Source organism: Streptomyces sp. NPDC049541 (assembly GCF_044465725.1).
Taxonomy (GTDB): domain Bacteria; phylum Actinomycetota; class Actinomycetes; order Streptomycetales; family Streptomycetaceae; genus Streptomyces.
The window spans coordinates 15,943-42,726 of sequence record NZ_JBITLY010000020.1; the positions used below are offsets into that span (position 1 = coordinate 15,943).

The 26,784-nt window shown below is 69.5% G+C and carries 19 protein-coding genes; 4 read left to right on the forward strand and 15 right to left on the reverse strand.

Annotated elements, in window-relative coordinates; translation table 11 throughout:
- Positions 1 to 50 precede the first annotated feature (50 nt).
- Together ACIBW9_RS41095 and ACIBW9_RS41100 are read right to left on the reverse strand one after the other, a co-directional pair.
- Positions 51 to 752 (reverse strand): ribonuclease HII, encoded by a 702-nt coding sequence (locus ACIBW9_RS41095; RefSeq protein WP_398963545.1) that lies wholly within the window; start codon positions 750 to 752, stop codon positions 51 to 53.
- 81 nt (positions 753 to 833) lie between these two features.
- Positions 834 to 1,457: a TetR/AcrR family transcriptional regulator gene (locus ACIBW9_RS41100; protein WP_398963548.1), complete on the reverse strand. Its 624-nt coding sequence runs from the start codon at positions 1,455 to 1,457 to the stop codon at positions 834 to 836.
- Between the two features lie 187 nt (positions 1,458 to 1,644).
- Between ACIBW9_RS41100 and ACIBW9_RS41105 the strand changes: the two genes are divergently transcribed.
- Positions 1,645 to 3,192 carry an MFS transporter gene (locus tag ACIBW9_RS41105; protein WP_398963551.1) on the forward strand — a complete coding sequence of 516 codons (1,548 nt, stop codon included), beginning with the start codon at positions 1,645 to 1,647 and terminating at the stop codon, positions 3,190 to 3,192.
- Between the two features lie 298 nt (positions 3,193 to 3,490).
- On the opposite strand, the gene ACIBW9_RS41110 is transcribed toward ACIBW9_RS41105, so the two are convergent.
- The 3 genes from ACIBW9_RS41110 to ACIBW9_RS41120 form a co-directional block, all read right to left on the reverse strand.
- Positions 3,491 to 4,408, reverse strand: a complete 918-nt coding sequence (locus tag ACIBW9_RS41110) for an ADP-ribosylglycohydrolase family protein (protein ID WP_398963554.1) — start codon at positions 4,406 to 4,408, stop codon at positions 3,491 to 3,493.
- A 12-nt stretch (positions 4,409 to 4,420) separates the two neighbouring features.
- On the reverse strand, positions 4,421 to 5,080 hold the full coding sequence (locus ACIBW9_RS41115) for a histidine phosphatase family protein (RefSeq protein ID WP_344401721.1): 660 nt from the start codon (positions 5,078 to 5,080) through the stop codon (positions 4,421 to 4,423).
- Positions 5,081 to 5,213: 133 nt separating this feature from the next.
- A complete protein-coding gene (locus ACIBW9_RS41120; protein ID WP_099931779.1) occupies positions 5,214 to 5,819 on the reverse strand; it encodes a YdbC family protein in 606 nt (201 codons plus the stop codon).
- Positions 5,820 to 5,980: 161 nt separating this feature from the next.
- Between ACIBW9_RS41120 and ACIBW9_RS41125 the strand changes: the two genes are divergently transcribed.
- On the forward strand, positions 5,981 to 6,514 hold the full coding sequence (locus ACIBW9_RS41125) for a TerD family protein (protein ID WP_398963559.1): 534 nt from the start codon (positions 5,981 to 5,983) through the stop codon (positions 6,512 to 6,514).
- Between the two features lie 6 nt (positions 6,515 to 6,520).
- Here the strand turns inward: ACIBW9_RS41125 and ACIBW9_RS41130 are convergent, their stop codons facing one another.
- The 3 genes from ACIBW9_RS41130 to nrdR all read right to left on the reverse strand — a co-directional run bounded on the left by ACIBW9_RS41130 (position 6,521) and on the right by nrdR (position 11,012).
- Positions 6,521 to 7,267 (reverse strand): DUF6215 domain-containing protein, encoded by a 747-nt coding sequence (locus ACIBW9_RS41130; RefSeq protein ID WP_398963562.1) that lies wholly within the window; start codon positions 7,265 to 7,267, stop codon positions 6,521 to 6,523.
- 126 nt (positions 7,268 to 7,393) lie between these two features.
- Positions 7,394 to 10,288: a vitamin B12-dependent ribonucleotide reductase gene (locus ACIBW9_RS41135; RefSeq protein ID WP_398963565.1), complete on the reverse strand. Its 2,895-nt coding sequence runs from the start codon at positions 10,286 to 10,288 to the stop codon at positions 7,394 to 7,396.
- A gap of 163 nt (positions 10,289 to 10,451) precedes the next feature.
- The gene (gene nrdR, locus ACIBW9_RS41140) at positions 10,452 to 11,012 is read right to left on the reverse strand and encodes a transcriptional regulator NrdR (protein ID WP_398963567.1); all 561 of its coding nucleotides are present in this window, start codon (positions 11,010 to 11,012) and stop codon (positions 10,452 to 10,454) included.
- Positions 11,013 to 11,577: 565 nt separating this feature from the next.
- Here nrdR and lexA point away from each other — a divergent pair.
- Complete coding sequence (gene lexA, locus ACIBW9_RS41145; RefSeq protein ID WP_115909488.1) at positions 11,578 to 12,357, forward strand: transcriptional repressor LexA; 780 nt, start codon at positions 11,578 to 11,580, stop codon at positions 12,355 to 12,357.
- A 156-nt stretch (positions 12,358 to 12,513) separates the two neighbouring features.
- Here the strand turns inward: lexA and ACIBW9_RS41150 are convergent, their stop codons facing one another.
- The 4 genes from ACIBW9_RS41150 to ACIBW9_RS41165 all read right to left on the reverse strand — a co-directional run bounded on the left by ACIBW9_RS41150 (position 12,514) and on the right by ACIBW9_RS41165 (position 19,547).
- Entirely contained in the window at positions 12,514 to 14,490 is a 1,977-nt protein-coding gene (locus ACIBW9_RS41150) for an ATP-dependent DNA helicase (RefSeq protein WP_398963570.1), read from the reverse strand.
- A 222-nt stretch (positions 14,491 to 14,712) separates the two neighbouring features.
- On the reverse strand, positions 14,713 to 15,522 hold the full coding sequence (locus ACIBW9_RS41155) for a GNAT family N-acetyltransferase (RefSeq protein WP_398963572.1): 810 nt from the start codon (positions 15,520 to 15,522) through the stop codon (positions 14,713 to 14,715).
- Positions 15,523 to 15,600: 78 nt separating this feature from the next.
- Complete coding sequence (locus ACIBW9_RS41160) at positions 15,601 to 17,763, reverse strand: IucA/IucC family protein (RefSeq protein WP_398963575.1); 2,163 nt, start codon at positions 17,761 to 17,763, stop codon at positions 15,601 to 15,603.
- A 179-nt stretch (positions 17,764 to 17,942) separates the two neighbouring features.
- Positions 17,943 to 19,547, reverse strand: coding sequence for a diaminobutyrate--2-oxoglutarate transaminase family protein (locus ACIBW9_RS41165; RefSeq protein ID WP_398963578.1), 1,605 nt, complete (start codon positions 19,545 to 19,547; stop codon positions 17,943 to 17,945).
- 334 nt (positions 19,548 to 19,881) lie between these two features.
- On the opposite strand from ACIBW9_RS41165, the gene ACIBW9_RS41170 reads away from it, so the two are divergent.
- Positions 19,882 to 21,114, forward strand: coding sequence for a trypsin-like serine peptidase (locus tag ACIBW9_RS41170; RefSeq protein WP_398963580.1), 1,233 nt, complete (start codon positions 19,882 to 19,884; stop codon positions 21,112 to 21,114).
- Positions 21,115 to 21,194: 80 nt separating this feature from the next.
- Here the strand turns inward: ACIBW9_RS41170 and hflX are convergent, their stop codons facing one another.
- The 3 genes from hflX to ACIBW9_RS41185 all read right to left on the reverse strand — a co-directional run bounded on the left by hflX (position 21,195) and on the right by ACIBW9_RS41185 (position 26,617).
- Positions 21,195 to 22,688, reverse strand: a complete 1,494-nt coding sequence (gene hflX / locus ACIBW9_RS41175) for a GTPase HflX (protein ID WP_389085614.1) — start codon at positions 22,686 to 22,688, stop codon at positions 21,195 to 21,197.
- Positions 22,689 to 22,833: 145 nt separating this feature from the next.
- Entirely contained in the window at positions 22,834 to 24,375 is a 1,542-nt protein-coding gene (locus tag ACIBW9_RS41180) for a M1 family metallopeptidase (RefSeq protein ID WP_398963585.1), read from the reverse strand.
- A gap of 118 nt (positions 24,376 to 24,493) precedes the next feature.
- Complete coding sequence (locus ACIBW9_RS41185; protein WP_398963587.1) at positions 24,494 to 26,617, reverse strand: RelA/SpoT family protein; 2,124 nt, start codon at positions 26,615 to 26,617, stop codon at positions 24,494 to 24,496.
- Between the last annotated feature and the right edge of the window lie 167 nt (positions 26,618 to 26,784).

The window sequence follows — 26,784 nt, forward strand, 5'->3', positions numbered from 1 at the left end:
CGTTGGTGCGGCTCGCGTCGGCGGGTGGCACATGAGCGCGAGCGGATTCGTCAGAAGTCGAAGCCGAGCTGACCCTCGATTTCCGGAACGCCTCCGTCCGCCCAACTGCGGACCTTCTTGAGATGTCGCCACTGGGGCAGCGCATCAAGATACGCCCACGACAACCGGTGGTACGGGGTGGGGCCCCGCTCCGCCAGTGCGGCCTTGTGCACGGGCGACGGATACCCGGCGTTGTCCGCAAAACCGAAGTCTGCATGGTCGATACCCAGTTCGGCCATCATTTTGTCGCGCTGAACCTTGGCGATCACCGAGGCCGCCGCAACCGCCACGCACGACCGGTCACCCTTGATGACCGTACGGACCTGCCAGGGCGAGCCCAGATAGTCGTGCTTGCCGTCGAGGATCACCGCGTCGGGACGGACCGGCAGAGCCTCCAGGGCGCGGCCCGCCGCCAGGCGCAGTGCCGCGGTCATACCCAGCTCGTCGATCTCCTCCGGCGAGGCGTGCCCCAGTGCGTAGGAGGTCACCCACTTCTGCAGTTCCACGGCAAGAACGGTGCGCCGCTTGACGGTGAGCAGCTTGGAGTCGGTGAGGCCCTCGGGAGGCCGACGCAGTCCCGTGATCGCCGCGCAGACGGTGACGGGGCCGGCCCACGCACCGCGCCCCACCTCGTCGACACCGGCAATGATCTTCGCTCCGGTCGTGGCGCGAAGGGAGCGCTCGATGGTGTGAGTAGGTGGTTCGTACGGCATGGCGCCCTCAGCCTACGCCCCGCGGATCATCCGGCGACACCCCGGCTCCCCCTCCCGCTCCAGGACGGCGGCTCCCCGCACTCAGTCGACGCCCGGTCGCAGCAGCGGAACCATCAACTGGTCGATCATCTCCTCGAGATCACGATCCTCCCATTCGCTTCCGCGTAGCTTGGAGCGGTACATCATCATGGCCGGGATGGCATCGAAGACATAGCTGTTCGCCGCGTCGGGCCGCACCTCATTCCGGTCTATTCCACGCGTGATGACCTCGCGAAGCAGCTTGATGGTGGGCTCCACGATCCCGTCGAAGATCACGCCATGAAAGCGCACGGCCTGAATGGGGTCGCATTCGTGAATCACGGAGCGGACCGCGAAACCGGATCGCGAGAACATCGCCTCACGCGCCTGCCGGCACAGCGCGAGCAGATCTTCACGCACGCTGCCGAGATCGGGCGCCTCCTCTATGCGCGGGAGCCCGGCCTGCAGTGCGTCAGCGACGAGATCCTCCTTGGACGGCCAGCGCCGGTAGACGGCGGCCTTGCCGGTCTGAGCGCCGGCGGCGACGCCCTCCATGGTGAGGCCGCTCCAGCCGACAGTGCTGAGCTGTTCCAGGGCGGCATCGAGGATCGCGCGTTCGAGCACGGCGCCACGCCGACGGAGGGAGGCCGCCTGAGCGGGGGCGGCCGTCCAGCGCGAAGTAACCATCTGCGTATCTCCAGCGAGCAGGGGGAGCGGAGTTTTCGGGGAAGGGAAGAGCGCCAGGTGGCAGGAGCGGGGGATTCGCCACACGACACCAATTTAAGTGAACGCTTGCGTTCACTATCGGGGACTCACTACGGTTGGCGCGACAGTGAACGCGAGCGTTCACTAACGCATTTGTGGGGGACCCATAGTGACAACCTCTCAGTTGATCAAGGAACAGAAGCCAGGTGCGGCTCGCCGGGAAGGGCATCCCGGCATTGCGCTCGCAGTCATCGCGGCCTGCCAACTCATGGTGGTACTCGACGCGACGATTGTGAACATCGCGCTCCCGCACATTCAAGACGCTCTGAAGTTCAGCACGACCGACCTCACCTGGGTCGTCAGCGCCTACACGCTCACCTTCGGCGGCCTGCTGCTGCTGGGCGGCCGCGCCGGTGACATCCTCGGCCGCCGCCGGGTCTTCATGACCGGCATCGTGCTGTTCACCGTCGCCTCGCTGCTCGGCGGACTCGCCCAGGAGCCCTGGCAGTTGCTGGCCGCGCGCGTCCTGCAGGGCATGGGTGGCGCGATTGCGTCGCCCACCGCGTTGGCGCTCATCACCACCACGTTCCCCGAAGGCCCCGAGCGCAACCGGGCGTTCGGCGTCTTCGCCGCGGTCTCCGCGGGTGGCGGCGCGATCGGTCTGCTGGCCGGCGGCATGCTCACCGAGTGGCTCAACTGGCGCTGGGTGTTCTTCGTCAACCTGCCGATCGGCATTCTGATCACCCTGCTCGCGCCGCTCTACATCAGCGAGTCCGAACGGCATACGGGCCGCTTCGACATCGCCGGTGCCGTGACCTCGACGGCGGGCATGGCCTCCCTCGTCTACGGCTTCATCCGCGCAGCGGACGACGGCTGGCGGGACGGGCTGGCCATCGGCTCCTTCGGCGCCGCCGTGGTCCTGCTGGTGGCCTTCGCGCTCATCGAGTCCCGGGCCAAGGAGCCGATCACTCCGCTGCGGATGTTCGCCGACCGCAACCGCTCCGGAACATACGTGATCATGTTGAGCCTGGCCGCGGCGATGTTCGGGATGTTCTTCTACATCGTTCTCTTCGTGCAGAACGTGCTGGGGTACAGCCCGATCCGGGCCGGTCTCGCGTTTCTGCCGGTGACCGTCGTGATCGCGCTCGGCGCAGGGCTGTCCCAGCGGTTCCTGCCGGTGCTCGGGCCCAAGCCGTTCATGCTCACCGGCTCGGCTCTCGCGGTGATCGGACTGGCCTGGCAGACCCTCATCAGCTCCGGCAGCTCGTATGCCGGCGGAGTGCTCGGTCCGATGCTGGTCTTCGGCTTCGGCATGGGTCTGAACTTCGTGACGCTGACGGTCACAGCGGTCTCCGGTGTCGCCCAGCACGAGGCGGGTGCGGCCTCCGGACTGCTCAACGCCACGCAGCAGGTGGGTGGTTCGCTCGGCCTGTCCATTCTGACGACGGTGTTCGGGTCGGCCAGCAAGGACGAGGCACAGAAGCAGCTGCCGAAGTTCCTCGCGGGCGGTTCGGCGCAGCAGAAGGCGGAGTTCGCCAAGACGCACCAGCTGCCCGGAACCTGGGGACACGAGGTGCTCGCCCGAGGAATTTCCATGGGCTTCGTGGCGGCCGCGGCCATGGCCGTACTCGCCTTCGGCACCGCCTGGTTCGTGATCCGGGTCCGCAAGAGCGACCTGGAAGCACTCGCCGGCACGGCGGGAGCGACGGTCGGCTGACACAACCGCTCCCGCATGGGGCCGCGGAGGTCCGGACCGAGTCCGGGGGACCGACGGCGAGGACGTCGGTCCGGCCCTCCGCACACGTTCCGCAGGGCACAGCAAGCTCAGGGCGGAAAGCACCGCCCACACGATCAGGAACTGCACGACCACCCCCGGACGTTTCGCACGTCAGCATCCGTTCCTGCGCCACACGGCTGATGTCACCACAACGGACGCACGGTCACGCAGAGTTCCCGGTGAACACAGAGAGTTTTCAGTGGCGTCTCCGGGCAAGCTGCACAGGCCCGCGGAGGGTTCAGAGCGACGGTGTCCGGACGGTCGGCAGCCAGTCCGGCAGTGGCTCCGTCCGCCCTTCCCACTCGGCAGGTGGCAGGCCGCCCGTCCCGGCGGCGAGCACCCCGCCCACGATGGCGCAGGTGGTGTCCACGTCACCACCGACCTGCGCGGTCGTCCAGAACGCCTCGTCGAAGTCGCCGAGGGCCCGCGCGGCCGACCAGAGCGCGAAGGGGACTGTGTCATGGGCGGACGTACGCCGTCCGCAGCCCAGTACGGCCGCCACGGTGCCCGCGTCGGCGTAGTCGAGCATGTCCCGTGCGCGCCGCAGGCCCGCGCCGACGGCGCTCTTCGGGACGAGTGCGACGACTCCGTCGAGGAGCGCCTCCGGGCTCGGCGGCCCGCCGGGGGCGGCGACCAGCGCGGCGGCCGCCGCAACCGCCATGGAGCCGACGACGGCCTCGCGGTGCTGGTGTGTGGGGTACGCGGAGATCTCCGCCTGATGCGTCGCCTGCTCCGGGTCGTCCGCGTACCAGGCGCCCAAGGGGGCGATCCGCATGGCCGCTCCGTTGCCCCAGGAACCCTGTCCGTTGAAGAGCTCGGCGGCCAGCTCGCGCCAGTCCCCGCCCTCTCGAACCAGCCGCAGCAGACGGTTGACCGCGGGACCGTACCCCCGGTCGAAGTCATGGTGCTGGGCGAAGGACTGCGCCAGGGCGTCCTGGTCGATGCGGTGGTGGGCGGCCAGGACCGCGACCACGGAGCAGGCCATCTCCGTGTCGTCGGTCCACTGCCAGGGGCCCGGCGGCAGCTCGCGGCGCTTCAGCAGCGGATAGTTCGCCGGCACGAAGAACTGCGAGCCCAGTGCATCCCCCACCGCCAGTCCACGCAGGCTGGCCAGGGCGCGGTCCAGGCGCCCGTCGGAAGAGGTGTCAGAGGTCATCGCTCTGCCACTCTATCCGGTGATCCCGTACGGTTCTGGATCTCGCCAGCGTTCGAAAGGCCGGTCAAGTACGTACTTGCCGTCGTCCCCGAGAACGAGCATCCGCATCTCCGCGTTCCCCGGATTCGACAGCGACTCGAATTCCGCGACCGTCCAGTGGAACCAGCGCATGCAGAACAGCCGCATGGCCAGGCCGTGGGTCACCAGCAGCACGTTGGACGGGTGGTCGGGGGCTTCGAAGCTGCGGTACAGGCTCTCCAGGAAGCCGCCGACCCGGTCGTACACGTCGGCGCCGGACTCCCCCTGGGCGAAGCGGTAGAAGAAGTGGCCGTACGCGTCCCGGTAGGCCTTCTGGAGTCGCACGTCGTCGCGGTCCTGCCAGTTGCCCCAGTCCTGCTCGCGCAGCCGGGGCTCCTCCCGCACCCGTATGAGTTCGGGGTCGAGATGGAAGGCGCGCAGGGTCTCGTGCGTGCGGCGGTACGGCGACACGTACACGCTGACGCGCTCGCGGCCGAAGACCTCGCGCAACCGCTTGCCGGTCTCCTCGGCCTGCTGCCAGCCCCGCTCGGTCAGTGCGAGCGCATGGTCGGGCTCCCGCTCGTAAACGGTGTCATCAACATTGCCCGTTGACTCTCCGTGCCGGACAAGGACGATGCGCCGTGGTCGTGCCATGCCAAAACCCTAGATCGGGTGACGGCCGATCGAGCACTCGTACGGCCTCCATACGGCGTAGGTCACACACTTCCTGCACCACTGGCCACGCCAAGCCGCTCGAATAACGCGTCCAATTTCCAAACCGAAAGCGTCAGACCGTCCAGGTAGGCTCCAGCTCAATGATGTCGCCCGTGAGGGCCGCCACGTCCGCCTCCGTCTGGGCCCGCAGGGCGAGCCGCTCCACGCGCTCCGTGCGGTACTTGCCATGTTCGGCCGCCGACCGCCACATGGACAGCACCAGGAACTCGTGGCCCGGCGCCTCGCCGAACAGGCCCCTGATCATGCCGGGAGAGCCGGCCATGGCCGGGTTCCAGACCTTCTCCTGCATCAGCGTGAAGTGCTCGGCCCGTTCCTCGTGCACTCGGCAGAGCGCGACCCGCAGCAGGTCCGCGTCCGTGAACCGCGGTTCGAAGCCGGTCTTCACGTCGAAGCGGTAGTCGAAGAGCTTGACCTGGGCATCCTTGAAAGTGCCCGACTGGGCCGCCGCAAGCCGATCATGGGAACGGGCCATGAAGGAGTCGTAGAAGGCACGGCTCTCCCAGAAGGCAAAGATGTGGGCCACTCCTGTGCGTCCCCGGCTCCAGCCACCGCCTTGTCCCCGAAACCCCGGCTCCCCCAGAAGCCCCGCCCACTTTCGCTGCCCCCGCTCGAAGCCGCGGCGGTCCACCACGGTGCAGCGAATCCACTTGACCAGCACCGCGCCATGGTAAGGCCACGGAGCGTGGCGTCGGTCACGCTCCGGTGGACAGCTCCGGCGCACACCTCCACGCGCGCGTGGCAGGATGGACAACAGGCCCAGTCCGTAGCGCAGTTCGGGCCGGACAGGGGCACACGGGGAGACGGGGAAGGGGAGGTCCGGTGACCGGCATCAACAAGGGGATCCGCAAGGTCGAGGTCGCGCTCAAGTGGGACCCCAGTCCGGCGGGACAGGCGGCCACCGATCTCGACATCGTCGCCGCCACCTATCCGGCGGACGACGCGTACGGCGATCCCGCCTATGTGGTGCACTTCGACAGCCGTTCCCCGGACGGCACGATCTACCTCAACCGGGACAGCAAGGACGGCAAGGGCTTCGGCTGGGACGAGGTCATGACGCTGGAGCTGGAGCGGCTCAGCGAGCGGTACGCGCGCGTGGTGGTCGGCGTCGTCATCCAGCAGCGCACGGCGCACCGGACCTTCGTCGGCGTGATCAACCCTGGGCTGCGCATAAGGGAGGGCTACACCGTCCTGGCCGAGGACGACTTCGGCGACGTCCTCGGGGCCACGGCGGCGACCGTCGGGGAGTTCATACGCGACGAGTCCGGCGAATGGACGTTTCGTCCCGGGGTCCACGGCTTCGAGGACGACCCGGCGTCGTTCACCAGGGACATGGGCCGGGCGCACCAGCCCTGACGTCGGTCAGCGGGCGGTCCATCCCGGGACCGTCGGCAGCACCTTCTCGGCGACGCGGAACAGGGCCATATCGTCGGGCGTGGCGAAGTCCTGGCGCCAGATGGCGACTTCGAAGTAGCCGCCGCCGTCCTTGGCGTCCCGGGCGACCAGCAGGCTGCGAGCGATACCGCCAGGACCGCTCTCGGCCTTGCCGCCTCCGAGGTTGAAGCTCAGGGCGATGGTCCGGTCCGAGTAGAGGACCGCCGGATGTCCGAGCACCGTCTTCTTCTCCGCGCCGGTGCCCAGCAGGTCGGCCATGTCGGCCACGCCGAGATCGTCGTCGGATGCCGAGAGCCTCAGGGAGTACGTCTTCAGGTCGACGTTTGCCTCGGGGGTGGTGGTTTTCGTGCCGTCGGCCGAGGTGATCGTGCTCTCGTTGCCGTCGGCGGTCTCCGCCTTCTCGTCCGGTGTGCCGAGCAGCGCGGGCAGGTCCGGGCGGTTGAGCGCCGTGCAGAGCCGGGCCCCCGAGACCGGCTTCGACGGCTTGCTGTCGTGGGTGGTCGTGCAGGTGGCCGGCCCGCGGTCGGCGGACGCCTTCGAGTCCAGGTCCAGCGCCCACAGGAGCCCTGCGAGGCCCCCGACCACCACGATCGCGGCGATCACCTGAGCCGCCACGTTGATGGGCTTCCCAGGCTCACTCGTTGCTCTTTTGGAGTCGGCGAAATCGTCGACCATGTCCCCCACGTTCCCCACCCTGTCGTTCGCGCCGGTCATGCGCGGGGGGAGCCTAGCCTGTGATCGCCCTGCCGGGGAACAAGTTTTCGCATCGGAGTGAAAACGCCGAGGGCGGCGGAGCCGTGAAACGCTCCGCCGCCCTCGACCGCTGGTTCCGTACCGGCGTCAGCTGCAACCGCTGGTCGAGCCGCAGCCCTCGCAGATGTAGCAGGAGCCGGCCCGCTGCATCTTCGTACCGCAGGAGAAGCACAGCGGGGCGTCGGCCTGGATGCCCAGCTGCATCTCCACCAGCTCGGCGCTGGTGTGGGCCTGCTTCGGGGCGGGCTTGGCCGCCTCGACCTCGGCACGCGGCGTGGCGACGGCCTTGAGCTCCTGGGTGCGCGGGGCCGACTGGGCGAGGCCCTCGACGTCCACCTCGTCCTCGGAGGGCTCGTACGACCCGGTCTCCAGGTGACGCTGGCGCTCCTCGGCGGAGTGGATGCCAAGGGCGGAGCGCGTCTCGAACGGCAGGAAGTCCAGCGCCAGGCGGCGGAAGATGTAGTCGACGATCGACTGCGCCATCCGCACGTCCGGGTCGTCCGTCATACCGGCCGGCTCGAAGCGCATGTTGGTGAACTTCGAGACGTACGTCTCCAGCGGCACCCCGTACTGGAGGCCGACGGAGACGGCGATGGAGAAGGCGTCCATCATGCCCGCGAGAGTCGAGCCCTGCTTGGACATCTTCAGGAAGACCTCGCCGAGACCGTCGTCCGGGTAGGAGTTGGCGGTCATGTAGCCCTCGGCGCCGCCGACCGTGAAGGACGTCGTGATGCCGGGACGGCCCTTGGGCAGACGCTTGCGGACCGGGCGGTACTCGATGACCTTCTCGACCGTCTCGCGGATGGCCGCCTCGGCCTTCTCCGTGACCTCGGCCTTCTCCTTCTCCTTGGTCTTGGCGGAGAGGGGCTGGCCGACCTTGCAGTTGTCGCGGTAGATGGCGAGCGCCTTGACGCCCATCTTCCAGGCCTCGAAGTAGATCTCCTCGACCTCCTCGACGGTCGCCGACTCCGGCATGTTGACCGTCTTGGACAGGGCGCCGGAGATCCACGGCTGGATCGCGGCCATCATGCGGACGTGGCCCATCGCGGAGATGGAGCGCTCGCCCATGGCGCAGTCGAACACCTCGTAGTGCTCGTGCTTGAGGCCCGGGGCGTCGACGACATTGCCGTGCTCGGCGATGTGGGCGACGATCGCCTCGATCTGCTCCTCCTGGTAGCCCAGGCGGCGCAGGGCCTGCGGGACCGTGCCGTTGACGATCTGCATCGAGCCGCCGCCGACCAGCTTCTTGAACTTGACCAGGGCGAGGTCGGGCTCAAGGCCGGTGGTGTCGCAGGACATCGCCAGACCGATGGTGCCGGTCGGGGCGATGACCGACGCCTGGGAGTTGCGGAAACCGTTCTTCTCGCCGAGGCGCAGCACGTCCTGCCAGGCCTCCGTGGCGGCGGCCCAGACCGGCGTGTCCAGGTCGTCCATGCGGACGGCCACGGCGTTGGCGTCGGCGTGCTGCTTCATGACGCGGTTGTGGGCGCTGGCGTTGCGGGCGTAACCGTCGTACGGGCCGACGACCGCGGCGAGTTCGGCGGAGCGCTTGTACGACGTGCCGGTCATCAGGGAGGTGATGGCACCGGCGAGGGCGCGGCCGCCGTCGGAGTCGTAGGCGTGGCCGGTCGCCATCAGCAGGGCACCGAGGTTGGCGTAACCGATGCCGAGCTGGCGGAACGCGCGCGTGTTCTCACCGATCTTCTGCGTCGGGAAGTCCGCGAAGCAGATGGAGATGTCCATCGCGGTGATGACGAGCTCGACGACCTTCGCGAAGCGCTCGACCTCGAAGGACTGGTTGCCCTTGCCGTCGTCCTTGAGGAACTTCATCAGGTTCAGCGAGGCCAGGTTGCAGGACGTGTTGTCCAGGTGCATGTACTCGCTGCAGGGGTTCGAGCCGTTGATACGGCCGGACTCCGGGCAGGTGTGCCAGTGGTTGATGGTGTCGTCGTACTGGATGCCCGGGTCGGCGCAGGCCCAGGCGGCCTCGGCCATCTTGCGGAACAGGGCCTTGGCGTCGACCTCCTCGATGACCTCGCCGGTCATCCGCGCGCGCAGGCCGAACTTGCCGCCCTGCTCGACCGCCTTCATGAACTCGTCGTTCACACGGACCGAGTTGTTGGCGTTCTGGTACTGGACGGAGGTGATGTCCTCGCCACCGAGGTCCATGTCGAAGCCCGCGTCGCGCAGGGCGCGGATCTTCTCCTCTTCCTTCACCTTGGTCTCGATGAAGTCCTCGATGTCGGGGTGGTCGACGTCGAGGATGACCATCTTGGCGGCTCGGCGGGTGGCGCCACCGGACTTGATGGTGCCGGCGGACGCGTCGGCGCCGCGCATGAAGGAGACCGGGCCGGAGGCGTTGCCGCCCGAGGACAGCAGCTCCTTGGAGGAGCGGATGCGGGAGAGGTTCAGGCCGGCGCCGGAGCCGCCCTTGAAGATCATGCCCTCTTCCTTGTACCAGTCGAGGATCGACTCCATGGAGTCGTCGACGGCCAGGATGAAGCAGGCGGAGACCTGCTGGGGCTGCGGGGTGCCCACGTTGAACCACACGGGGCTGTTGAAGCTGAAGATCTGGTGCAGGAGGGCGTACGCCAGCTCGTGCTCGAAGATCTCGGCGTCGGCGGGCGAGGCGAAGTACTTGTAGTCCTCACCGGCCTTCCGGTACGTCTTCACGATGCGGTCGATGAGCTGCTTCAGGCTCACCTCGCGCTGCGGGGTGCCGACGGCACCGCGGAAGTACTTGCTGGTGACGATGTTGACCGCGTTCACCGACCAGAAGTCGGGGAACTCGACGCCGCGCTGCTCGAAGTTGACCGAGCCGTCGCGCCAGTTGGTCATGACGACGTCACGGCGCTCCCAGGCCACCTCGTCGTACGGGTGCACGCCGGGGGTGGTGTGGATGCGCTCGATACGCAGTCCCTTGGTCGCCTTGGTGCCCTTGGCGCGGGAACTCCGTGCCGGACCGCTCGCCGTCTCTGTCATGCCGCCTCCCTGTACGGGCTGAAACGCCCTGAAGTGCCCCGATGTTCCCGTGGCACGGTGTTGTGTCTGGTGTTGCGGGCATCTCGCGCTGCCACCCGCAACGGGTCTTCGATGGCCGCCGTCCGGCCGGAATCGGGACCTCCGCCCGGTTCCGGCCCGCCGATCAGTCGGCGGCGTGGGCGGGCTCTGGGACCTGAGCAGTCCCTCCGGGCCCGCGGTCTTCTTCCTGGCCCCCCGCGACAGAGTCCTCGCGGTCGTCGTTGTCCGCGGCGACGGGTCGCCTCTCCTCCCTGAGTTCCGCGATCGCGGCCTCGAAGTCCTCGAGCGAGTCGAATGCCCGGTAGACGGAGGCGAACCGCAGATACGCGACGAGGTCGAGCTCCTGCAACGGGCCGAGTATGGCCAGCCCCACGTCGTGGGTGGTCAGTTCGGCGCTTCCGGTGGCCCGCACCGCCTCCTCGACCCGCTGGCCGAGCTGGGCGAGTGCGTCCTCGGTGACAGGCCGCCCTTGGCATGCCTTGCGCACACCATTGATGACCTTGGTACGACTGAAAGGCTCGGTGACTCCGGACCGCTTGACCACCATGAGCGAGCACGTCTCCACGGTCGTGAAACGACGGGAGCAGTCCGGACACTGGCGGCGCCTGCGGATCGACGTGCCGTCGTCGGTCGTACGACTGTCGACGACACGGCTGTCGGGGTGCCTGCAGAAGGGGCAGTGCATGAACTCCCAACCCTCCTCACAGCAGACTCAATAGCCTCGCTGGGCCTCATGGGCCCCTCGAAGCAGCCCCAAGCATAGGCGATCGCCAGGAGCCTGAAGACCCGGGGGACCACAACTTCTGGGCTGCTGCCGCAATCCAACCACTACATGTGGGGATTGGCCCATGCATGCACTCCCTGCGCGCGTGTCGCGCACGTATTGGCAGGTGCCATGCGACCGGTGCGGCGCACCGGATCCGCGGGTGCACAGCCGTACCGTTACGGCAGATGCGGAGATACCGTGGGCGCCGCAGGGAGGCGACGTGGGGCTCCCGCAGAGATGGAGACCTGTGCCCGGTTGACGGAATGCCGGATGGCAGACTGGGGCAGGAACCCACGAGGTCAGCACCCCGGCGGTGAAGAGTACAACAATGGGCCCTTTTGTCCGCCGGATGCCGCGTTAGCCATACACCCAGACACATGATCAAGTACGGCGATCCACGTTTTTTCACTCGAACGTGTGTTTGGCGCAACCTTTCGAAAGCAACTACCGTTGTCCAGCAGGGAGACCATCGAGAGGGGCCGACGTGACCACCACCGCAGACAGTGCCACCATCACTGCCCAGGACCGCTCCCAGGGCCGACTCGAGCCGGTGCATGCGATGAACGAAGCCGTGAATCCCGAGGGGCCCAAGCGCTCCCTGCCGGGCCGACCTCCAGGCATCCGGGCGGACAGCTCGGGCCTCACCGACCGGCAGCGCCGGGTGATCGAGGTCATCAGGGACTCCGTACAGCGGCGCGGCTACCCGCCGTCGATGCGGGAGATCGGCCAGGCGGTCGGCCTCTCCAGCACCTCCTCGGTCGCACACCAGCTGATGGCACTGGAGCGCAAGGGCTTCCTGCGCCGCGACCCGCACCGCCCGCGCGCGTACGAGGTGCGCGGCTCCGACCAGGGTGCCTCCGTGCAGCCCACGGACACCGCCGGCAAGCCCGCCGCGTCGTACGTCCCGCTGGTCGGCCGCATCGCCGCGGGTGGCCCGATCCTCGCCGAGGAGTCGGTCGAAGACGTCTTCCCTCTCCCCCGCCAGCTGGTCGGTGACGGCGAGCTGTTCGTGCTGAAGGTCGTCGGCGACTCCATGATCGAGGCCGCGATCTGCGACGGCGACTGGGTCACGGTGCGCCGCCAGCCGGTCGCCGAGAACGGCGACATCGTCGCGGCCATGCTGGAAGGCGAAGCCACCGTCAAGCGCTTCAAGCGCGAGGACGGCCACGTCTGGCTCCTCCCGCACAACGCGGCGTACGAGCCGATCCCCGGCGACGACGCGACCATCCTCGGCAAGGTGGTGGCAGTGCTGCGGCGCGTATGACGGCTGCGGCGGGCGGTCCGTACGGAACCACCCTCTGACCGGGCCCCGGGACCCCTGCGCCGGTTCCGGGGCCCTGTGCTGCCCGGCCCCCGCGAGCGGGTGTCTTGCGCATGGGGGTTTGGTGTGTCGCGGCGGAGCGACACACCAAACCCTCGCTCATTCGACCTCTGACTTCTTCGCCGCGGCGTCGATCGCCGCCAGCGACTTCCGGACCTGGTTACGGTCCGTCGTGTACCAGAAGTCCGGCAGTGACGCCTTGAGATAGCTGCCGTAGCGCGCCGTGGCCAGTCGTTGGTCGAGTACGGCGACCACCCCGCGGTCCCCCGAGGCCCGTACGAGGCGGCCGGCACCCTGGGCCATGAGCAGCGCGGCGTGTGTGGCCGCGACTGCCATGAAGCCGTTGCCCCCGGCACCCTCCACCGCCTTCTGGCGGGCGCTCATCAGCGGGTCGTCCGGGCGTGGGAAGGGGATCTTGTCCATGACGACCAGCTGGCAGCTGGGGCCGGGGACGTCGACGCCCTGCCAGAGTGACAGCGTGCCGAACAGGCAGGTCTCCGGGTCAGCGGCGAAATTCTTGATCAGCTCGCCGAGCGTCTCCTCGCCCTGGAGGAGGATCGGGAACTCGGGGATCCGGGAGCGCAGTTCCTCCGCGGCGAGCTGAGCGGCGCGCATGGAGGAGAAGAGGCCGAGGGTGCGGCCTCCGGCGGCCTGGATCAACTCCGTCAGCTCGTCCAGCATGTCCGCGCGGTCGCCGTCCCGCGCCGGGCGCGACAGATGCTTGGCGACATAGAGGATGCCCTGCCTGGGGTAGTCGAAGGGCGAGCCGACGTCGACGCCCTTCCACTGCGGGAGGTCCTCGCCCTCGGTGCCTTCCGGTGCGAGACCGAGGGAGGCACCGACGCCGTTGAAGTCGCCGCCCAGCTTCAGCGTCGCGGAGGTCAGGACGACTGAGCGGTCCGCGAAGAGCTTCTCCCTCAGGAGCCCCGACACGGACATGGGGGCGACGCGGAGGGAGGCTCCGAAGCGGTCGTGGCGCTCGTACCAGACGACGTCCCACTCGGAGCCGTTCGTGATGCGCTCCGCCACGTCGTGCACCGTCTCCACGGAGGCCAGCGCCTGCTTGCGGACCGCGTCCTCGTCCTGGACCGACTTGTCCCGGGTCGCTCCGATCCCGGAGATCACCGTGCGGCAGGCGTCGCGCAGCGCCATGAGGGCGTACCCCAGGTCCTCCGGGATCTCCTCCAGACGGCCCGGCAGGGCCAGCTCCATCAGCCGCTCGAAGCCCTCCGCGGCGGTCTGGAGCTGGTCGGCGGCCTTCTCGTTGACCAGTTTCGCGGCGCGCCGGACCGCACGGTTGACCTGGCCGGGCGTGAGTTCGCCGGTGGCCACTCCGGTGACCCGCGAGACCAGCTCGTGCGCCTCGTCGACGATCAGCACCTCGTGCTGCGGGAGGACCGGGGCGCCCTCGATGGCGTCGATCGCGAGCAGCGCGTGGTTGGTGACGACCACCTCGGCGAGCTTGGCACGCTCGCGGGCCATCTCGGCGAAGCACTCGGCGCCGTACGCGCACTTCGTGGCACCCAGGCACTCCCGGGAGGAGACCGAGACCTGCGCCCAGGCCCGGTCGGAGACGCCGGGTGTGAGGTTGTCGCGATCGCCGGTCTCGGTCTCGTCCGACCACTCGCGCAGTCGCAGCAGGTCCTGGCCCAGCTTGCTGGTGGGCGCGGCCGCCTCGAACTGGTCGAACAGCCCCTCCTCCTCGTCCTGCGGGACACCCTCGTGGAGCCGGTGCAGGCACAGGTAGTTCGATCTGCCCTTCAGCATGGCGAACTCCGGGCGGCGGCGCAGCAGGGGGTGCAGCGCATCGACGGTGCGCGGCAGATCCCGCTCGACGAGCTGGCGCTGCAGGGCGAGGGTGGCCGTCGCCACGACGACACGCTCCCCGTGCGCGAGCGCGGGCACGAGGTAGCCCAGCGACTTTCCGGTGCCGGTGCCGGCCTGGACCAGCAGATGGGAACCGTCGTCGATCGCCTCCGCGACGGCTTCGGCCATGGTCACCTGGCCGGGGCGCTCCGTACCGCCGACGGCAGTGACGGCAGCGTGCAGGAGTTCGGGGAGTGAGGGCTTCGTCATAGCGCGACCACCCTACGACCCGGCACTGACAAACGGGTGATCACGACGGGGACGAAGGGCGGGATCAAGACCGGCTGCTCCTCGGATGAGGGTGGGAGTGGATCGCTCGGGAAGATCGGCTCGGGTGCCCTCGGGACCGTCGCCGTGGGAAACCGGACGCAGGGCGCGGGAACCGGATCGGCTCGGGCGGTGTACCAGAAGTGATGCTGCTGCGACACGGAGTCACAGCAGATCGCGCAGGGACCGGTCTCGGATCATGAGGGCGGCCCGCTTGGCGGGCAGGTCGACCTCGGCGGCGAACCGGAAGCCGGCGCTCAGAAAGGCAGCGATGGAGGGGGTGTTGCGAAGGTCGGGTTCCGCGATGACGCGTGCGCAGGCGGGCCGCTTGTCCAGGGCGAGGTCGGCCGCGGCTCTGAGCAGGGTGCTGCCGAGCTTGCGGCCTCGGTCGGCGACTCCGCCGATGAGGAGGTGCAGTCCGGTGTCGTGAGGCCGAGCGGGATAGTGGCGGGCCAGCGGGTCGAGGTCCGCGCGGTAGATCTCCCAGTAGCTCATCGGGATGCCCTCCAGCACACCGAGGCAGGGAACACTGCGTCCGTCGCCGCAGAGCTGGGCCCGCAGATGGCTCTCGGTCACGGTTGGAGGGCCGGCCAGCTCCCAGAACTCCGCGACGGCAGGGTCGTTCATCCAGCGGCTGATCAGCGGTAGGTCCCGCTCGACCTGCACGGGGACGAGGTGGAACACACCCGCGGGTGTGACGACCGGCCCCCAGTCGGCCACACGGTCGAGGAGGTCGTCATCGGCTCTGGTGACGGAGACGGGCGGTGCCGGATCCTCGCACCGGCTTCGTGGCTCCTCGGAGCCCGTTTCCGCTGCGAAGAGTGCAAGCAGTTCGTCGGGCAGCCGCAGGTCCAGTGTGTCCTCGTTGTCCGTGCCCGGACCGGTGCTGCTCTCGGCCGCAACGGGGCTCGGGTCGGCGCCGGGCTCAGTGCCGGGGACGGTGGCTGCGTGTGCGCTGGCGTCGGTGGGAGGCACGGCGCCGCTCCTCTCAGAAGACGGGATGGGGCATGTTCCTCAGAAGAAAGGGGTGTTGACGGAGATCGGCGGTGGCTTTCAGAAATGCAGGGGGTTGGCGATGGTGACGTAGACGGACTGGGTGTCGACCGGGCCGACGAGTTCGTCGAGGCCATGCAGGCGGGTCAGCAGGTTGGCCTTGCAGCGCAGGACGGGTGAGTCCAAGAGGTGGGCAGGCAGTGAAGTGCGCAACCGGGCAGGGCCGGAGGCGACGTCGCTCAGGAAGTGGCGGAAGGCGGCGAGCAGCAGCTGTTCGTCGGCGAGGCGCTGGGAGCCGAAGGCACCGATGAGGCCGAGCACGTTGTTGATCGCCAGGTAGTAGGCGAAACGCTCGTCGGTGACCTCGTCGGAGACGAAGGTGTCGCTGTGCTCGCCGATACCGGGCAGCCGGGCGTCGAGCTGGGTGCGTCGGGACTCCCGGAAGTAGTAGCCCTGGTTGTCGCGGTAGCGGCCGCCGGCGGGCCAGCCGTCGACGTCCAGCAGGAGCAGCGTGTTCTGTTGATGCGCCTCCAGGGCGATCCCCGCCTCCGCGTCCAGCCACAGTACGGGGCGGACGACCTGCTGGAGATAGCGCAGGAACCACTCGACGGCAACGGCCGCACGGGGACGACCGGTTCGGCCCGCAAGGCGCGTGACCACCGTGGCCAGCCGGGACTGCAGGGGCGGCGGGCCGTCGTCCTGCGGGCGGCGTGCTGCGCCCGCCGAGTTGCTGCCCGTCGCGGCCTGCGGTCGGGGCGAGACGAGGCCGGCGATGCAGGAGACGTCGTCGGACGGGCTGAACGGGTTGTGGCGGATCATCACGTCGAGGCCGGCCACGGGGCTGCCGTCCGTGCCGTCGACCGCGAGCCAGGCCGGGTCGCGAACGATGTCGAACCCGGGGTGGGCAGCCTGCCACTGCCTGGACAGGCCGCTGCGCAGCAGGCGGTGGACCTCGGCACCCCGGTGCAGCTCCTTGCGGAGGTTCTCGCGGCGGGAGTTGGTGATCCGAAGGCCGAGGGACAGCTTGAGCATGGCAGGGGAGCCGGGCCGGTGCACGGTGCGTACGGACGAGGTGGGGTGCCAGGGTGAGCCGTGCGCCCCGAGGTCACGGAGGAGCCCGGCATCGAACAGGGGCGAGATGTCGGCGCGTTGCCGCACCTCGCGCAGCTGCCAGGGGTGCAAGGGCAGGGCTGCGTAGCCCTCGGGCAGCGTCAGCCCGGCTTCGGCGAGCCGTGCCATGAGCCGGGGTGCGGGGACGGGACGGCCGCGCTCGGTCCACGCGGAGTCGCAGGCAAGTAGAGAAGGGGCGACAGCCAGCCAGTGCAGAGGGAAGGAGCCGCGCAACTCGGGTGAGTACGCTCGCGCCTCGGCCTCGGAGAGTCCTTCGCGGCTCTTGGGAGTGGGATGCAGCGGGTGGCCGAGTACGAGTGCCTGCTCGGCAGCTAGGAAGAGGTCGGGTCCGTCGGAGGGGCGCTCCCGGCGCTCGCGGATGAAGGTGACGGTACGGCGGAGGGAGTCGGCGACGCGGGCGACGAGGTCCGGGCCGGCTGCGGAGGCGACGGGGGCGGGGGCCGACGTCTGGACGGTCTCGGGACTGCAGGCGCCGCCGGTCACGGGTGGGGCGGCCGTGTCGTTGCCACGGTCACGCGTTTCCCTGGCCAGCAGTGCGGCGACGGTGACCGCGTCGACCGGTCGGGAAGGTGCGGGGGCGGTGGCGAGGAAGGGGAGACCGAATCGGTGCCAGCCCGTCGGGGACCAGTAGTGGACGGGGACGAGGAGGGCCGTGCCGCTGGCGGGCAGGGGGATACGGAGGGTGCCGTACTCGGGGGCGTGGAGGCCGGCTTCGCGCACCCAGCAGCGCAGCAGGTTCTCGACCGCCGCGGCCTCGGCTGCGGTGTGCGGATCGGGGTGCTCGAGGAGATCGGCGGTGGGCTGCCGCGGGCTCTCGGCGACGGGGGCTTTGCGCTGCTCCGGAACCCGCTCCGAAGAGCGAACGTCCCCCGGGGTCCCAGCCCCGGCCGAAGCCCTGGCCGGCCTCTGTTCCCACTCTCGCTCCGCGCCCCGCCCCGGTTCCGGTTCTGGTTCCCGTGCAGCCGCTCGTCCCTGCTGACGATGCGCTGACGGGGTCGCCCGTGCAGGTGGAAGCTGTTGCGAGGGCGGTGCTTCGGAGGAGCCTCGCTCGGTCGCGTGGGTGCGGGCTTCGGATGCAGGGGTGGGGTTCACGGCGGTCCTCGTGGGTGGTTCTGGTTCGCGCGGTGACGAACCTGGGCCTTACTGCGCTACCGGCGAAGTGGAGGTATGGGCGTCCGTCCTGGCTTCAAGAAGTTCGAGGCGTTCAGGGGATGCGCGTCGTGCGCCAGGCCTGGACGTCGGTGTCGGCAACACGGACGGGCGGGCACGCATCAGGTGCCGTGGTGGCCCGCCCGCTCGGCGCGCTCGCCCTGACGTCGGCGCTGAGGGTCGGGGCCGTGGTGCCGTCGTATTCCAGGGGGTCGGCCGGAGCGGTCGCGGGCCGCCGTTGCCACGGCATCGGCGAGTCGGTCCAACACGGCAGCCGCTTGTTCGTCGCTGATGGTCAGTGGCGGGAGCAGCCGCACGACGCTTCCGTGGCGGCCTCCCACTTCGACGATGAGGCCACGTCGCAGGCACTCCCGCTGGACGGCGGCCGCGAGTTCGGGATCGGCCGGGCGCGGGCCGCCGACGCGGGAATCCGGCACCGCCGCCGGAGTCGTCCCAAGGTTGAGGGGCTCGCAATCCGTCGAGCGACCGGTCCCGCCCGCGCGACGACTGCGCTCCAACCTCTCGGTCTCCCAACTCGGCCCGATGGAACCGCCGTCCAGCCCGCTGGACGTACCAGGGGTCAAGTCCAGTCCCCCGCGCGCTGCGTGATCCCCCTCCGCGTCCACGAACTCCAGCCCGATCATCAGCCCCCGCCCCCGCACATCCCCGACACAGGGAAACTCCCGTGCCAGCGAGCGGAGTTGGGCGAGCATGCGGGAGCCGAGGGTGGCCGCTCGCTCGGCGAGCCGGTTTTCTCGGACGTAGGCCAGGGTGGCCGTCCCTGCGGCCATGGCGAGTTGGTTGCCGCGGAAGGTGCCCGCATGGGCGCCGGGCTCCCAGACGTCCAGGTCCTCGCGGTAGACCACCACGGCCAGGGGGAGGCTGCCGCCGATGGCCTTGGAGAGGACCATCACATCAGGGGTGATGGCACTGTGCTCCACCGCCCAGAAGGCACCGGTCCGTCCCACCCCCGTCTGGACCTCGTCGGCGATCAGCGGGATGGAGCGGGCCGCTGTGATCGTTCGCATGCGCCGCATCCACTCGTCCGGCGCGGGGATCACTCCGCCCTCACCCTGGACGGGTTCGAGGATCATCCCAGCGGGACGACGCACCCCCGACTTGGGGTCGTCGAGGACCGACTCGGTCCAGTGTGCGGCGAGTTCGGCGCCGCGGGGCCCGCCGACTCCGAAGGGGCAGCGGTAGTCCTGGGGATAGGGAAGGCGGGCGACTCGTACGTCCGAGGCGTCCCCGGACGCTTCCAGGGCTCCGGCGGTCATGCCGTGGTAGGCGCCCGTGAAGGCCAGCAGTCCGGTGCGGCCGGTCGCGGTGCGGACGAGCTTCAGCGCGGCCTCCACCGCGTCGGTGCCCGCCGGCCCGCAGAACTGCACGCGCGCGTGGTCGGCGAGGCCGCGCGGCAGGGTGTGGAACAGCTCGGTGACGAAGGCGTCCTTGACGGGGGTCGCCAGGTCGAGGATGTGCAGCGGGGCACCCGAGTCGAGGACTTCGCGGATGGCCTCCAGCACCACGGGGTGGTTGTGGCCGAGGGCGAGCGTCCCGGCTCCGGAGAGGCAGTCGAGGTAGCGGCGGCCGTCGGCACCCTCGATGGTCAGCCCCCGGGCCCGGACGGGCACGATCGGCAGGGCACGCGCATAGGTGCGCGCGGCCGACTCGCGTGCCGACTGCCGCCGTAGGATCCCTTCGTGCGCGGACCGGCCGGTCGGGGACACCTCACCGGCGGCACACCGTCCAAGAGTCCCCTCGGACGTACTCCCGCCGCATGCAGACTCGGCCACGACTCCCTGTCCTCCCACCGGGGAACCGCACACGGACAGCAGAACCCCCACCGGTACCAACCCCCCACCGCTCACCGGGTTACGGGTTGCCTCAAGATCCTTTCCGTGACGGAACCGTTGCCGTTCCGTCGGAAGTCCCCCACAGCGAGCGCATAGTGTGTGGTGCCGTTCCGAGAAGCCGTGAAGGCACGTGGGATCACCTGCTTCGAGCGTGGGTTCACGACCGCAGCACCCGATTTGTTCAGTTCATCCCAGGGGGAGTCAGCGCATGCGATCCATCAGGCCGTCCGTCACCGTTCGCCGGGAGAGGGGTGCCCGCCGCAGAACCTCCCCCGTTCTGGCCGCCGTTGCCCTCGCATCGGCGCTGGCGCTCACCGCCACCGCCTGCAACTCGGGCGACGACAAGGCCGACGGTCAGGCCTCCGCCTCCGCGAGCGACACCGGCAGCAGCGGCGACGGCAAGATCAAGATCCCGGACGACATCAAGAACAAGCTCAAAGAGCACGGGTTCGACCTCGACAAGTGGAAGCACGGGGCCTGGAAGAACTGGAACAAGGACGACTGGCTGCGCGAGGCCGACGAGTTCATCAACCCGATCATCAAGGGTCTGTGGAATCCGGACCGGATGCGGAAGGCCAACGACCCGGACAAGGGCGTCGACGAGAACGACCTCTCCGGTGACCAGGGCGTGACCGACCCCACGCCGGCGCCCGTGGAGGCGAGGGCCGTGGCGCCTACGTACCACGCCAACGCGGCGGCGTCCGGGAAGGTGTTCTTCGACTCCCCCGAGGGCACGATGGTCTGCTCGGCGACGGTCGTGGAGGACCCGGCCCACCCCGGCAAGTCGAATCTCGTGTGGACGGCGGGCCACTGTGTGCACGCCGGCAAGAACGGCGGCTGGTACCGCAACATCGCGTTCGTCCCGTCGTACAACAACGCGGGCAGGTCGGCCGCCCAGCTGCAGAACGCCACCAGGGAGCAGGCCGCTCCGTACGGCGTCTGGTGGGGCGACTGGGCGCAGACCTCTCAGCAGTGGATCGAGAAGGGCGGCGAGACGGGCGGTGACGGTGCCTCCTACGACTACGCCGTCATCCATGTGACGCCGGAGAAGGGCGGCAATGGCAAGTCGCTGGAGGAGACGGTCGGTTCGGCGCTGCCTGTCGACTTCAACGCTCCGGCCGTGCCGAAGGTTCCCAGCATCACCGCGACGGGTTATCCGGCCGCCCCGCCGTTCGACGGCCAGAAGATGTTCCAGTGCACGGACCGGCCGGGAAGGTTGTCGATCAACGCTTCGGACCCGACGATGTACCGCATCGGCTGCACGATGACCGGCGGTTCCTCCGGCGGCGGCTGGGTCGCGACCGGCTCGGACGGCAAGCCGGCGCTGGTGTCCAACACCTCGATCGGCCCGGTGACTTCAGGCTGGCTGGCCGGACCGCGGCTGGGTGCTGTGGCCAAGGGTGTGTACGACTCGGTGAGCAAGAAGTTCGCCGGTCAGTAGAGCTGCTCGTGCTGAAGGCCCGCCCGGTGAGGGGGCGGGCCTTCAGCGATTCTCGATCCAGCGGTGATCCGGTCTGCGGCTCAGACCGCCGGAGCCGGGACATACGGCGCGAGGTCCGCCGCCAGTTCCTCGTGCACCCGCACCTTGAGCAGGGTGCCCTCCGGGGTGTGCTCCTCGGAGATCACCTCACCCTCGTCGTGTGCACGGGCGACCAGCTTGCCGTGGGTGTACGGCACCAGCGCCTCGATCTCGACGGAGGGCCTGGGCAGCTCGTTGTCGATGAGCGCGAGCAGCTCCTGGATGCCCTTGCCGGTGCGGGCCGAGACGGCGATGGAGCGCTTCTCGATCCGCAAGAGCCGCTGAAGGGTCAGCGGGTCGGCCGCGTCCGCCTTGTTGATCACGACGATCTCGGGTACGTCGGTGGCGCCGACGTCCCTGATCACCTCGCGCACCGCGGCCAGCTGCTCCTCCGGCGCCGGGTGCGAGCCGTCCACCACGTGCAGGATCAGGTCGGACTCACCGACCTCCTCCATGGTGGAGCGGAACGCCTCGACCAGGTGGTGCGGCAGGTGCCGGACAAAACCGACCGTGTCGGCCAGCGTGTACAGACGGCCGCTCGGGGTCTCCGCCCGGCGGACGGTCGGGTCCAGGGTCGCGAACAGGGCGTTCTCGACCAGGACGCCGGCGCCGGTCAGGCGGTTGAGCAGGGAGGACTTGCCGGCGTTGGTGTAGCCCGCGATGGCGACGGACGGCACCTTGTTGCGCTTGCGCTCCTGGCGCTTGATCTCGCGGCCGGTCTTCATCTCCGCGATCTCCCGGCGCATCTTCGCCATCTTCTCGCGGATCCGTCGACGGTCCGTCTCGATCTTGGTCTCACCGGGACCACGGGTGGCGAGGCCGCCGCCCTTGCCACCGCCCATCTGCCGGGACAGCGACTGACCCCAGCCGCGCAGCCTCGGCAGCATGTACTGCATCTGTGCGAGCGCGACCTGCGCCTTGCCCTCTCGGGACTTGGCGTGCTGGGCGAAGATGTCGAGGATCAGGGCCGTACGGTCGATGACCTTGACCTTGACCACGTCTTCGAGGTGGATGAGCTGGCCCGGGCTGAGCTCGCCGTCGCAGATGACGGTGTCCGCGCCCGTTTCGAGAACGATGTCCCGCAGCTCGTAGGCCTTGCCGGAGCCGATGTAGGTGGCCGCGTCGGGCTTGTCACGACGCTGGATCACACCGTCGAGCACGAGGGCGCCCGCGGTCTCCGCGAGGGCGGCGAGCTCCGCGAGGGAGTTCTCCGAGTCCTGCACGGTCCCCGTGGTCCAGACGCCGACGAGCACGACGCGCTCCAGGCGGAGCTGGCGGTACTCGACCTCGGTGACGTCCTCGAGCTCGGTGGAGAGGCCCGCCACACGGCGCAGAGCCGCGCGCTCGGAGCGGTCGAACTGGTCGCCGTCCCGCTCTCCGTCGATCTCGTGGCTCCAGGCGACGTCCTCTTCCATCAGGGCATCGGCCCGAAGCCGCTCGGGGTAGGTGTGCGCGAAGCGCTCAGTGTCCTGGGAAGGGGATGAAGAGGAGGTCATTGGATCCTTACGTCGATGGGGATTCCGGTACGGCGATCGCGAGAGCGGTCACTGTGGTCAACGTACGGGTACCCCGCGAGATTCCCCGCGACCCGTGCCGCCGACCCGAAGATGGTCGCACGGCACGGCCCGTCCGGTCATCGCCTTATTTCGCGGATTTCACGGCCTTCGCACCGGGTGCCGCCGGCTTCCAGTCCGGGTGACCGGGCATCGGCGGGGTCTTCTTGCCGTACAGCCAGCCTTCGAAGAAGCCGCTCAGGTCGCGCCCGGAGATCCGGGAGGCGAGCCGTTCGAAGTCGGCGGTGGTGGCCGTACCGTCGCGGTGGAGGCTCACCCAGGACCTTTCCAGATGCTCGAAGGCGGGGCGGCCGATCTCCTGGCGCAGGGCGTAGAGCACGAGCGCGGCGCCGTCGTAGACGTTGGGCCGGAAGATGCTGATCTTCTGGCCGGGGTCGGGCGCCTTGGGTGCGGCCGGCGGGCCACCGGCGGCGCGCCAGCCGTCGGAGGCGGCGTACGCGGCCTTCATGCGCGTCTCCATGGGCTTGTGTCCCACCTCCTCCGCGTACAGCGCCTCGTACCACGTGGCGTGCCCTTCGTTGAGCCACAGGTCGGACCAGGTCTGCGGGCTGACGCTGTCGCCGAACCACTGGTGGGACAGCTCATGCACCATGATCGACTCGACGTACCACTTGGGGTAGGTGTGGCCGGTGAACAGCTCGCTCTCGAAGAGCGAGAGCGTCTGGGTCTCGAGTTCGAAGCCGGTGGACGCCTGTGCCATGAGCAGGCCGTACGTCTCGAAGGGGTAGTGGCCGACCTTGCTCTCCATCCAGGCGATCTGGTCGGGGGTCTTGGCGAGCCACGGTTCGAGTTCCTTGACGTCCTTGGTGGGCACGACGTCGCGCATGGGCAGGTGGTGCGGCCCGGTGCGGTGCAGCACGGTGGAGCGGCCGACGGACACCTGGGTGAGCTCGGTGGCCATGGGGTGCCGGGTGCGATACGTCCAGGTGGTCGACTTGGGGCCGCGCTCCACACCGGTCGGCAGGCCGTTGGCCACCGCTGTGTAGTCGTTGGGGGCGGTGATCCGGATGGTGAACAGCGCCTTGTCGGAGGGGTGGTCGTTGCAGGGGAACACCAGGTGCGCGGCATCGGCCTGGTTGGCCATGGCGAGCCCGTCCTGGGTGCGCACCCAGCCGCCGTCCTGGTCCTTGGCGGCCACGGGTTCGCTGGTGTGCCGCACGGTGATCCGCGTCCAGGTGCCCTGGGGCAGCGGCCTGGCGGGCGTGACGACGAGGTCTTCACCCGCGCTGGCGAACGTGGCCGGCTCACCGTTGACCTGGACCGATTCGACCGTGCCATGTGCGAAGTCGAGGTTCAGCCGGTCCAGGTCCGCGGTCGTCGAGGCGTTGATCGTGGTGACGGCCTGGAGGGGCTTGCTGTTGGTGCCGGGATAGGTGAAGGACAGGTCGTACGACTGCACGTCGTATCCGGGGTTGCCGAGGTCCGGGTAGAGGCGGTCGCCGATGCCCAGGGGAGTCGGGGGCGAGCTCGCGGCCAGGAGGCAGACGGAGACGGCGGAGGCGAGCAGCGCGGTCGCCTTCAGGCGGCCGGCGGGGCGGCGGAACCGAGCCGCGGTGCCGGGACGCGGGCCGTGCGGTCGTGGGGCCTGGGAGCGCGGGGTGAGCAGCATGGATCACGGCTATCAGCGCGCGCGTGCCCGACGGCGACGACTCGCGTTCGGCCCACCCGAATGGGTAGGTCGGGTGCAGGTGTGCGGCTCTGGCGCCGTGGGGCGCGCGGCCCGGCGCTCACCCGCCCGGCGTCTGCGCCCGGCTCACGTCGTAGACCCCCGGCACATTGCGCATCGCCCGCATCAGGGCCGGCAGGTGGGCCGCGTCCGGAAGCTGGAGGGTGTACGTGTGGCGGACGCGCTGCTGGGTGGGAGGCTCGACCGTGGCGGACACGATCTCGGCGCCTTCGAGGGCCATGGCCTCCGTCAGGTCCGCCAGCAGATGGGGGCGGACGAACGATTCGGCGAGCAGCGTGACCCGGCACTCGGTGGTGTCCCCCCAGCGCACGTCGACCTCCGCGCGCCCCCCGCTCTTCATGCGCTCCACGGCGGTGCACTCGACACGGTGGACGGTGACCACACCGCCCCGCACGGCGAAGCCGGTGACCTCGTCGGGCGGTACGGGTGTGCAGCAGCCGGCGAGGCGTACGGTCGCGCCGGGCTGGTCGACCGTGATGTCGGCGGTGGTGGGACGTGAGCTCAGTTGCTCCGCCGCGGGCCGGAGGGCGACCGAGGGCTCCTCGTCGGTCTCCTGCGCCGCTTCCTGCGCCCCCTCGTGCGTCGGGTGGGCCGCGAGCCACCGCTGGATGGCGATACGGGCGGCGGGCGTGTGGGCGTGCTCCAGCCACTCCCTGGAGGGCTCGGAGGCCGGGTCCTGGCCCATGAGGAGCTGGACGGTGTCGCCGTCCCGCAGAACGGTGCTCAGCGTCGCCAGGCGGCCGTTGACGCGGGCGCCGATGCACGCGTGCGCGTCCTCGCCGTACTGGGCGTACGCGGCGTCCACGCAGGTGGCGCCCTCGGGCAGCCCGAGGGTGCCGCCGTCGGGTCGGAAGACGGTGATCTCGCGATCCTGGGCGAGGTCCTCGCGGAGGGTGGACCAGAACGTGTCCGGGTCGGGCGCGGCCTCCTGCCAGTCGAGGAGGCGGGAGAGCCAGCCCGGGCGGGTGGGGTCGACGCGCTCGCCGTCGGCCGGAGCGTTCTCCTCAGGAGGCGGGGCGTAGGGATTGCCGAGCGCGACGACGCCGGCCTCGGCGACCTTGTGCATCTGGTGGGTGCGGATGAGGACTTCGGCGACCTGGCCGTCCGCACGGGCGACCGCGGTGTGCAGGGACTGGTACAGGTTGAACTTGGGGACGGCGATGAAGTCCTTGAACTCCGAGACGACGGGCGTCATACAGGTGTGCAGTTCGCCGAGGACGCCGTAACAGTCCGCATCCTCGTTCACCAGTACCAGCAGGCGGCCGAAGTCGCAGCCGCGCAACTGGCCGCGCTTGCGGGCGACGCGGTGCACGGAGACGAAGTGCCGTGGCCGGATGACGACTTCGGCCGGGATGTCGGCCTCGCGCAGCACGCCTCGCACCTCGTCGGCGATCTCGGCGAGCGGGTCGTCGGCACGGGAGGCGTTGTCGACGATCAACTCCCTTGTGTGCTCGTACTCTTCGGGATGGAGAATCGCGAAGACCAGGTCCTCCAGCTCGGTCTTCAGCGCCTGGACGCCGAGCCGCTCGGCGAGCGGGATGAGGACGTCGCGGGTGACCTTGGCGATGCGGGCCTGTTTCTCGGGCCGCATCACGCCGAGGGTGCGCATGTTGTGCAGCCGGTCGGCGAGTTTGATCGACATCACGCGGACGTCGCTGCCGGTGGCGACGAGCATCTTGCGGAAGGTCTCGGGTTCGGCGGCGGCGCCGTAGTCGACCTTCTCCAGTTTCGTGACGCCGTCGACGAGATAGCGGACCTCCGAACCGAACTCCTCGCCGACCTGATCGAGGGTCACGTCCGTGTCCTCGACGGTGTCGTGGAGCAGAGAGGCCGTCAAGGTCGTGGTCTCCGCGCCGAGTTCGGCGAGGATCAGCGTCACGGCGAGCGGGTGCGTGATGTACGGCTCGCCGCTCTTGCGCATCTGGCCGCGGTGCGAGGACTCGGCCAGCACGTAGGCGCGGCGCAGGGGTTCGAGGTCGGCGCTCGGGTAGTGGGCGCGGTGGGCGTCGACGACATGGCTGATGGCACTGGGCAGCCGGTCACGGGAGGCGGGGCCGAGCAGGGCGGCACGGCCGAGGCGGCGCAGGTCGATCCGCGCCCGCCAGCGCGCCGCCGGGCCTGTTACCGGACCTGGGGTCGCGGGATTCGTCGCCTCCGCACTCATGGGCACCTCCGGCTGCGTGGACCGGCGGACGGGGTGCCCCATGGCGGACACGGCTCAGGGGATGGCAACGGTCCCCCGTCCGGGCCGGTGCTTGATGCTACCGAGCCCATCACGTGCGGCTGACCGCCTCTCGCCGAGCGTGAAACGGATCACCCATTCGAGCGAAG

Coding starts and splice junctions, on each gene's coding strand:
- ACIBW9_RS41115 (WP_344401721.1), bottom strand. CDS start 5,080: ATGGCACGACCACGGCGCATCGTCCTTGTCCGGCACGGAGAGTCAACG.
- ACIBW9_RS41095 (WP_398963545.1), bottom strand. CDS start 752: ATGCCGTACGAACCACCTACTCACACCATCGAGCGCTCCCTTCGCGCC.
- hflX (WP_389085614.1), bottom strand. CDS start 22,688: ATGACCTCCTCTTCATCCCCTTCCCAGGACACTGAGCGCTTCGCGCAC.
- ACIBW9_RS41130 (WP_398963562.1), bottom strand. CDS start 7,267: ATGACCGGCGCGAACGACAGGGTGGGGAACGTGGGGGACATGGTCGAC.
- ACIBW9_RS41180 (WP_398963585.1), bottom strand. CDS start 24,375: ATGCTGCTCACCCCGCGCTCCCAGGCCCCACGACCGCACGGCCCGCGT.
- ACIBW9_RS41150 (WP_398963570.1), bottom strand. CDS start 14,490: ATGACGAAGCCCTCACTCCCCGAACTCCTGCACGCTGCCGTCACTGCC.
- ACIBW9_RS41185 (WP_398963587.1), bottom strand. CDS start 26,617: ATGAGTGCGGAGGCGACGAATCCCGCGACCCCAGGTCCGGTAACAGGC.
- ACIBW9_RS41135 (WP_398963565.1), bottom strand. CDS start 10,288: ATGACAGAGACGGCGAGCGGTCCGGCACGGAGTTCCCGCGCCAAGGGC.
- ACIBW9_RS41110 (WP_398963554.1), bottom strand. CDS start 4,408: ATGACCTCTGACACCTCTTCCGACGGGCGCCTGGACCGCGCCCTGGCC.
- nrdR (WP_398963567.1), bottom strand. CDS start 11,012: ATGCACTGCCCCTTCTGCAGGCACCCCGACAGCCGTGTCGTCGACAGT.
- ACIBW9_RS41170 (WP_398963580.1), top strand. CDS start 19,882: ATGCGATCCATCAGGCCGTCCGTCACCGTTCGCCGGGAGAGGGGTGCC.
- ACIBW9_RS41100 (WP_398963548.1), bottom strand. CDS start 1,457: ATGGTTACTTCGCGCTGGACGGCCGCCCCCGCTCAGGCGGCCTCCCTC.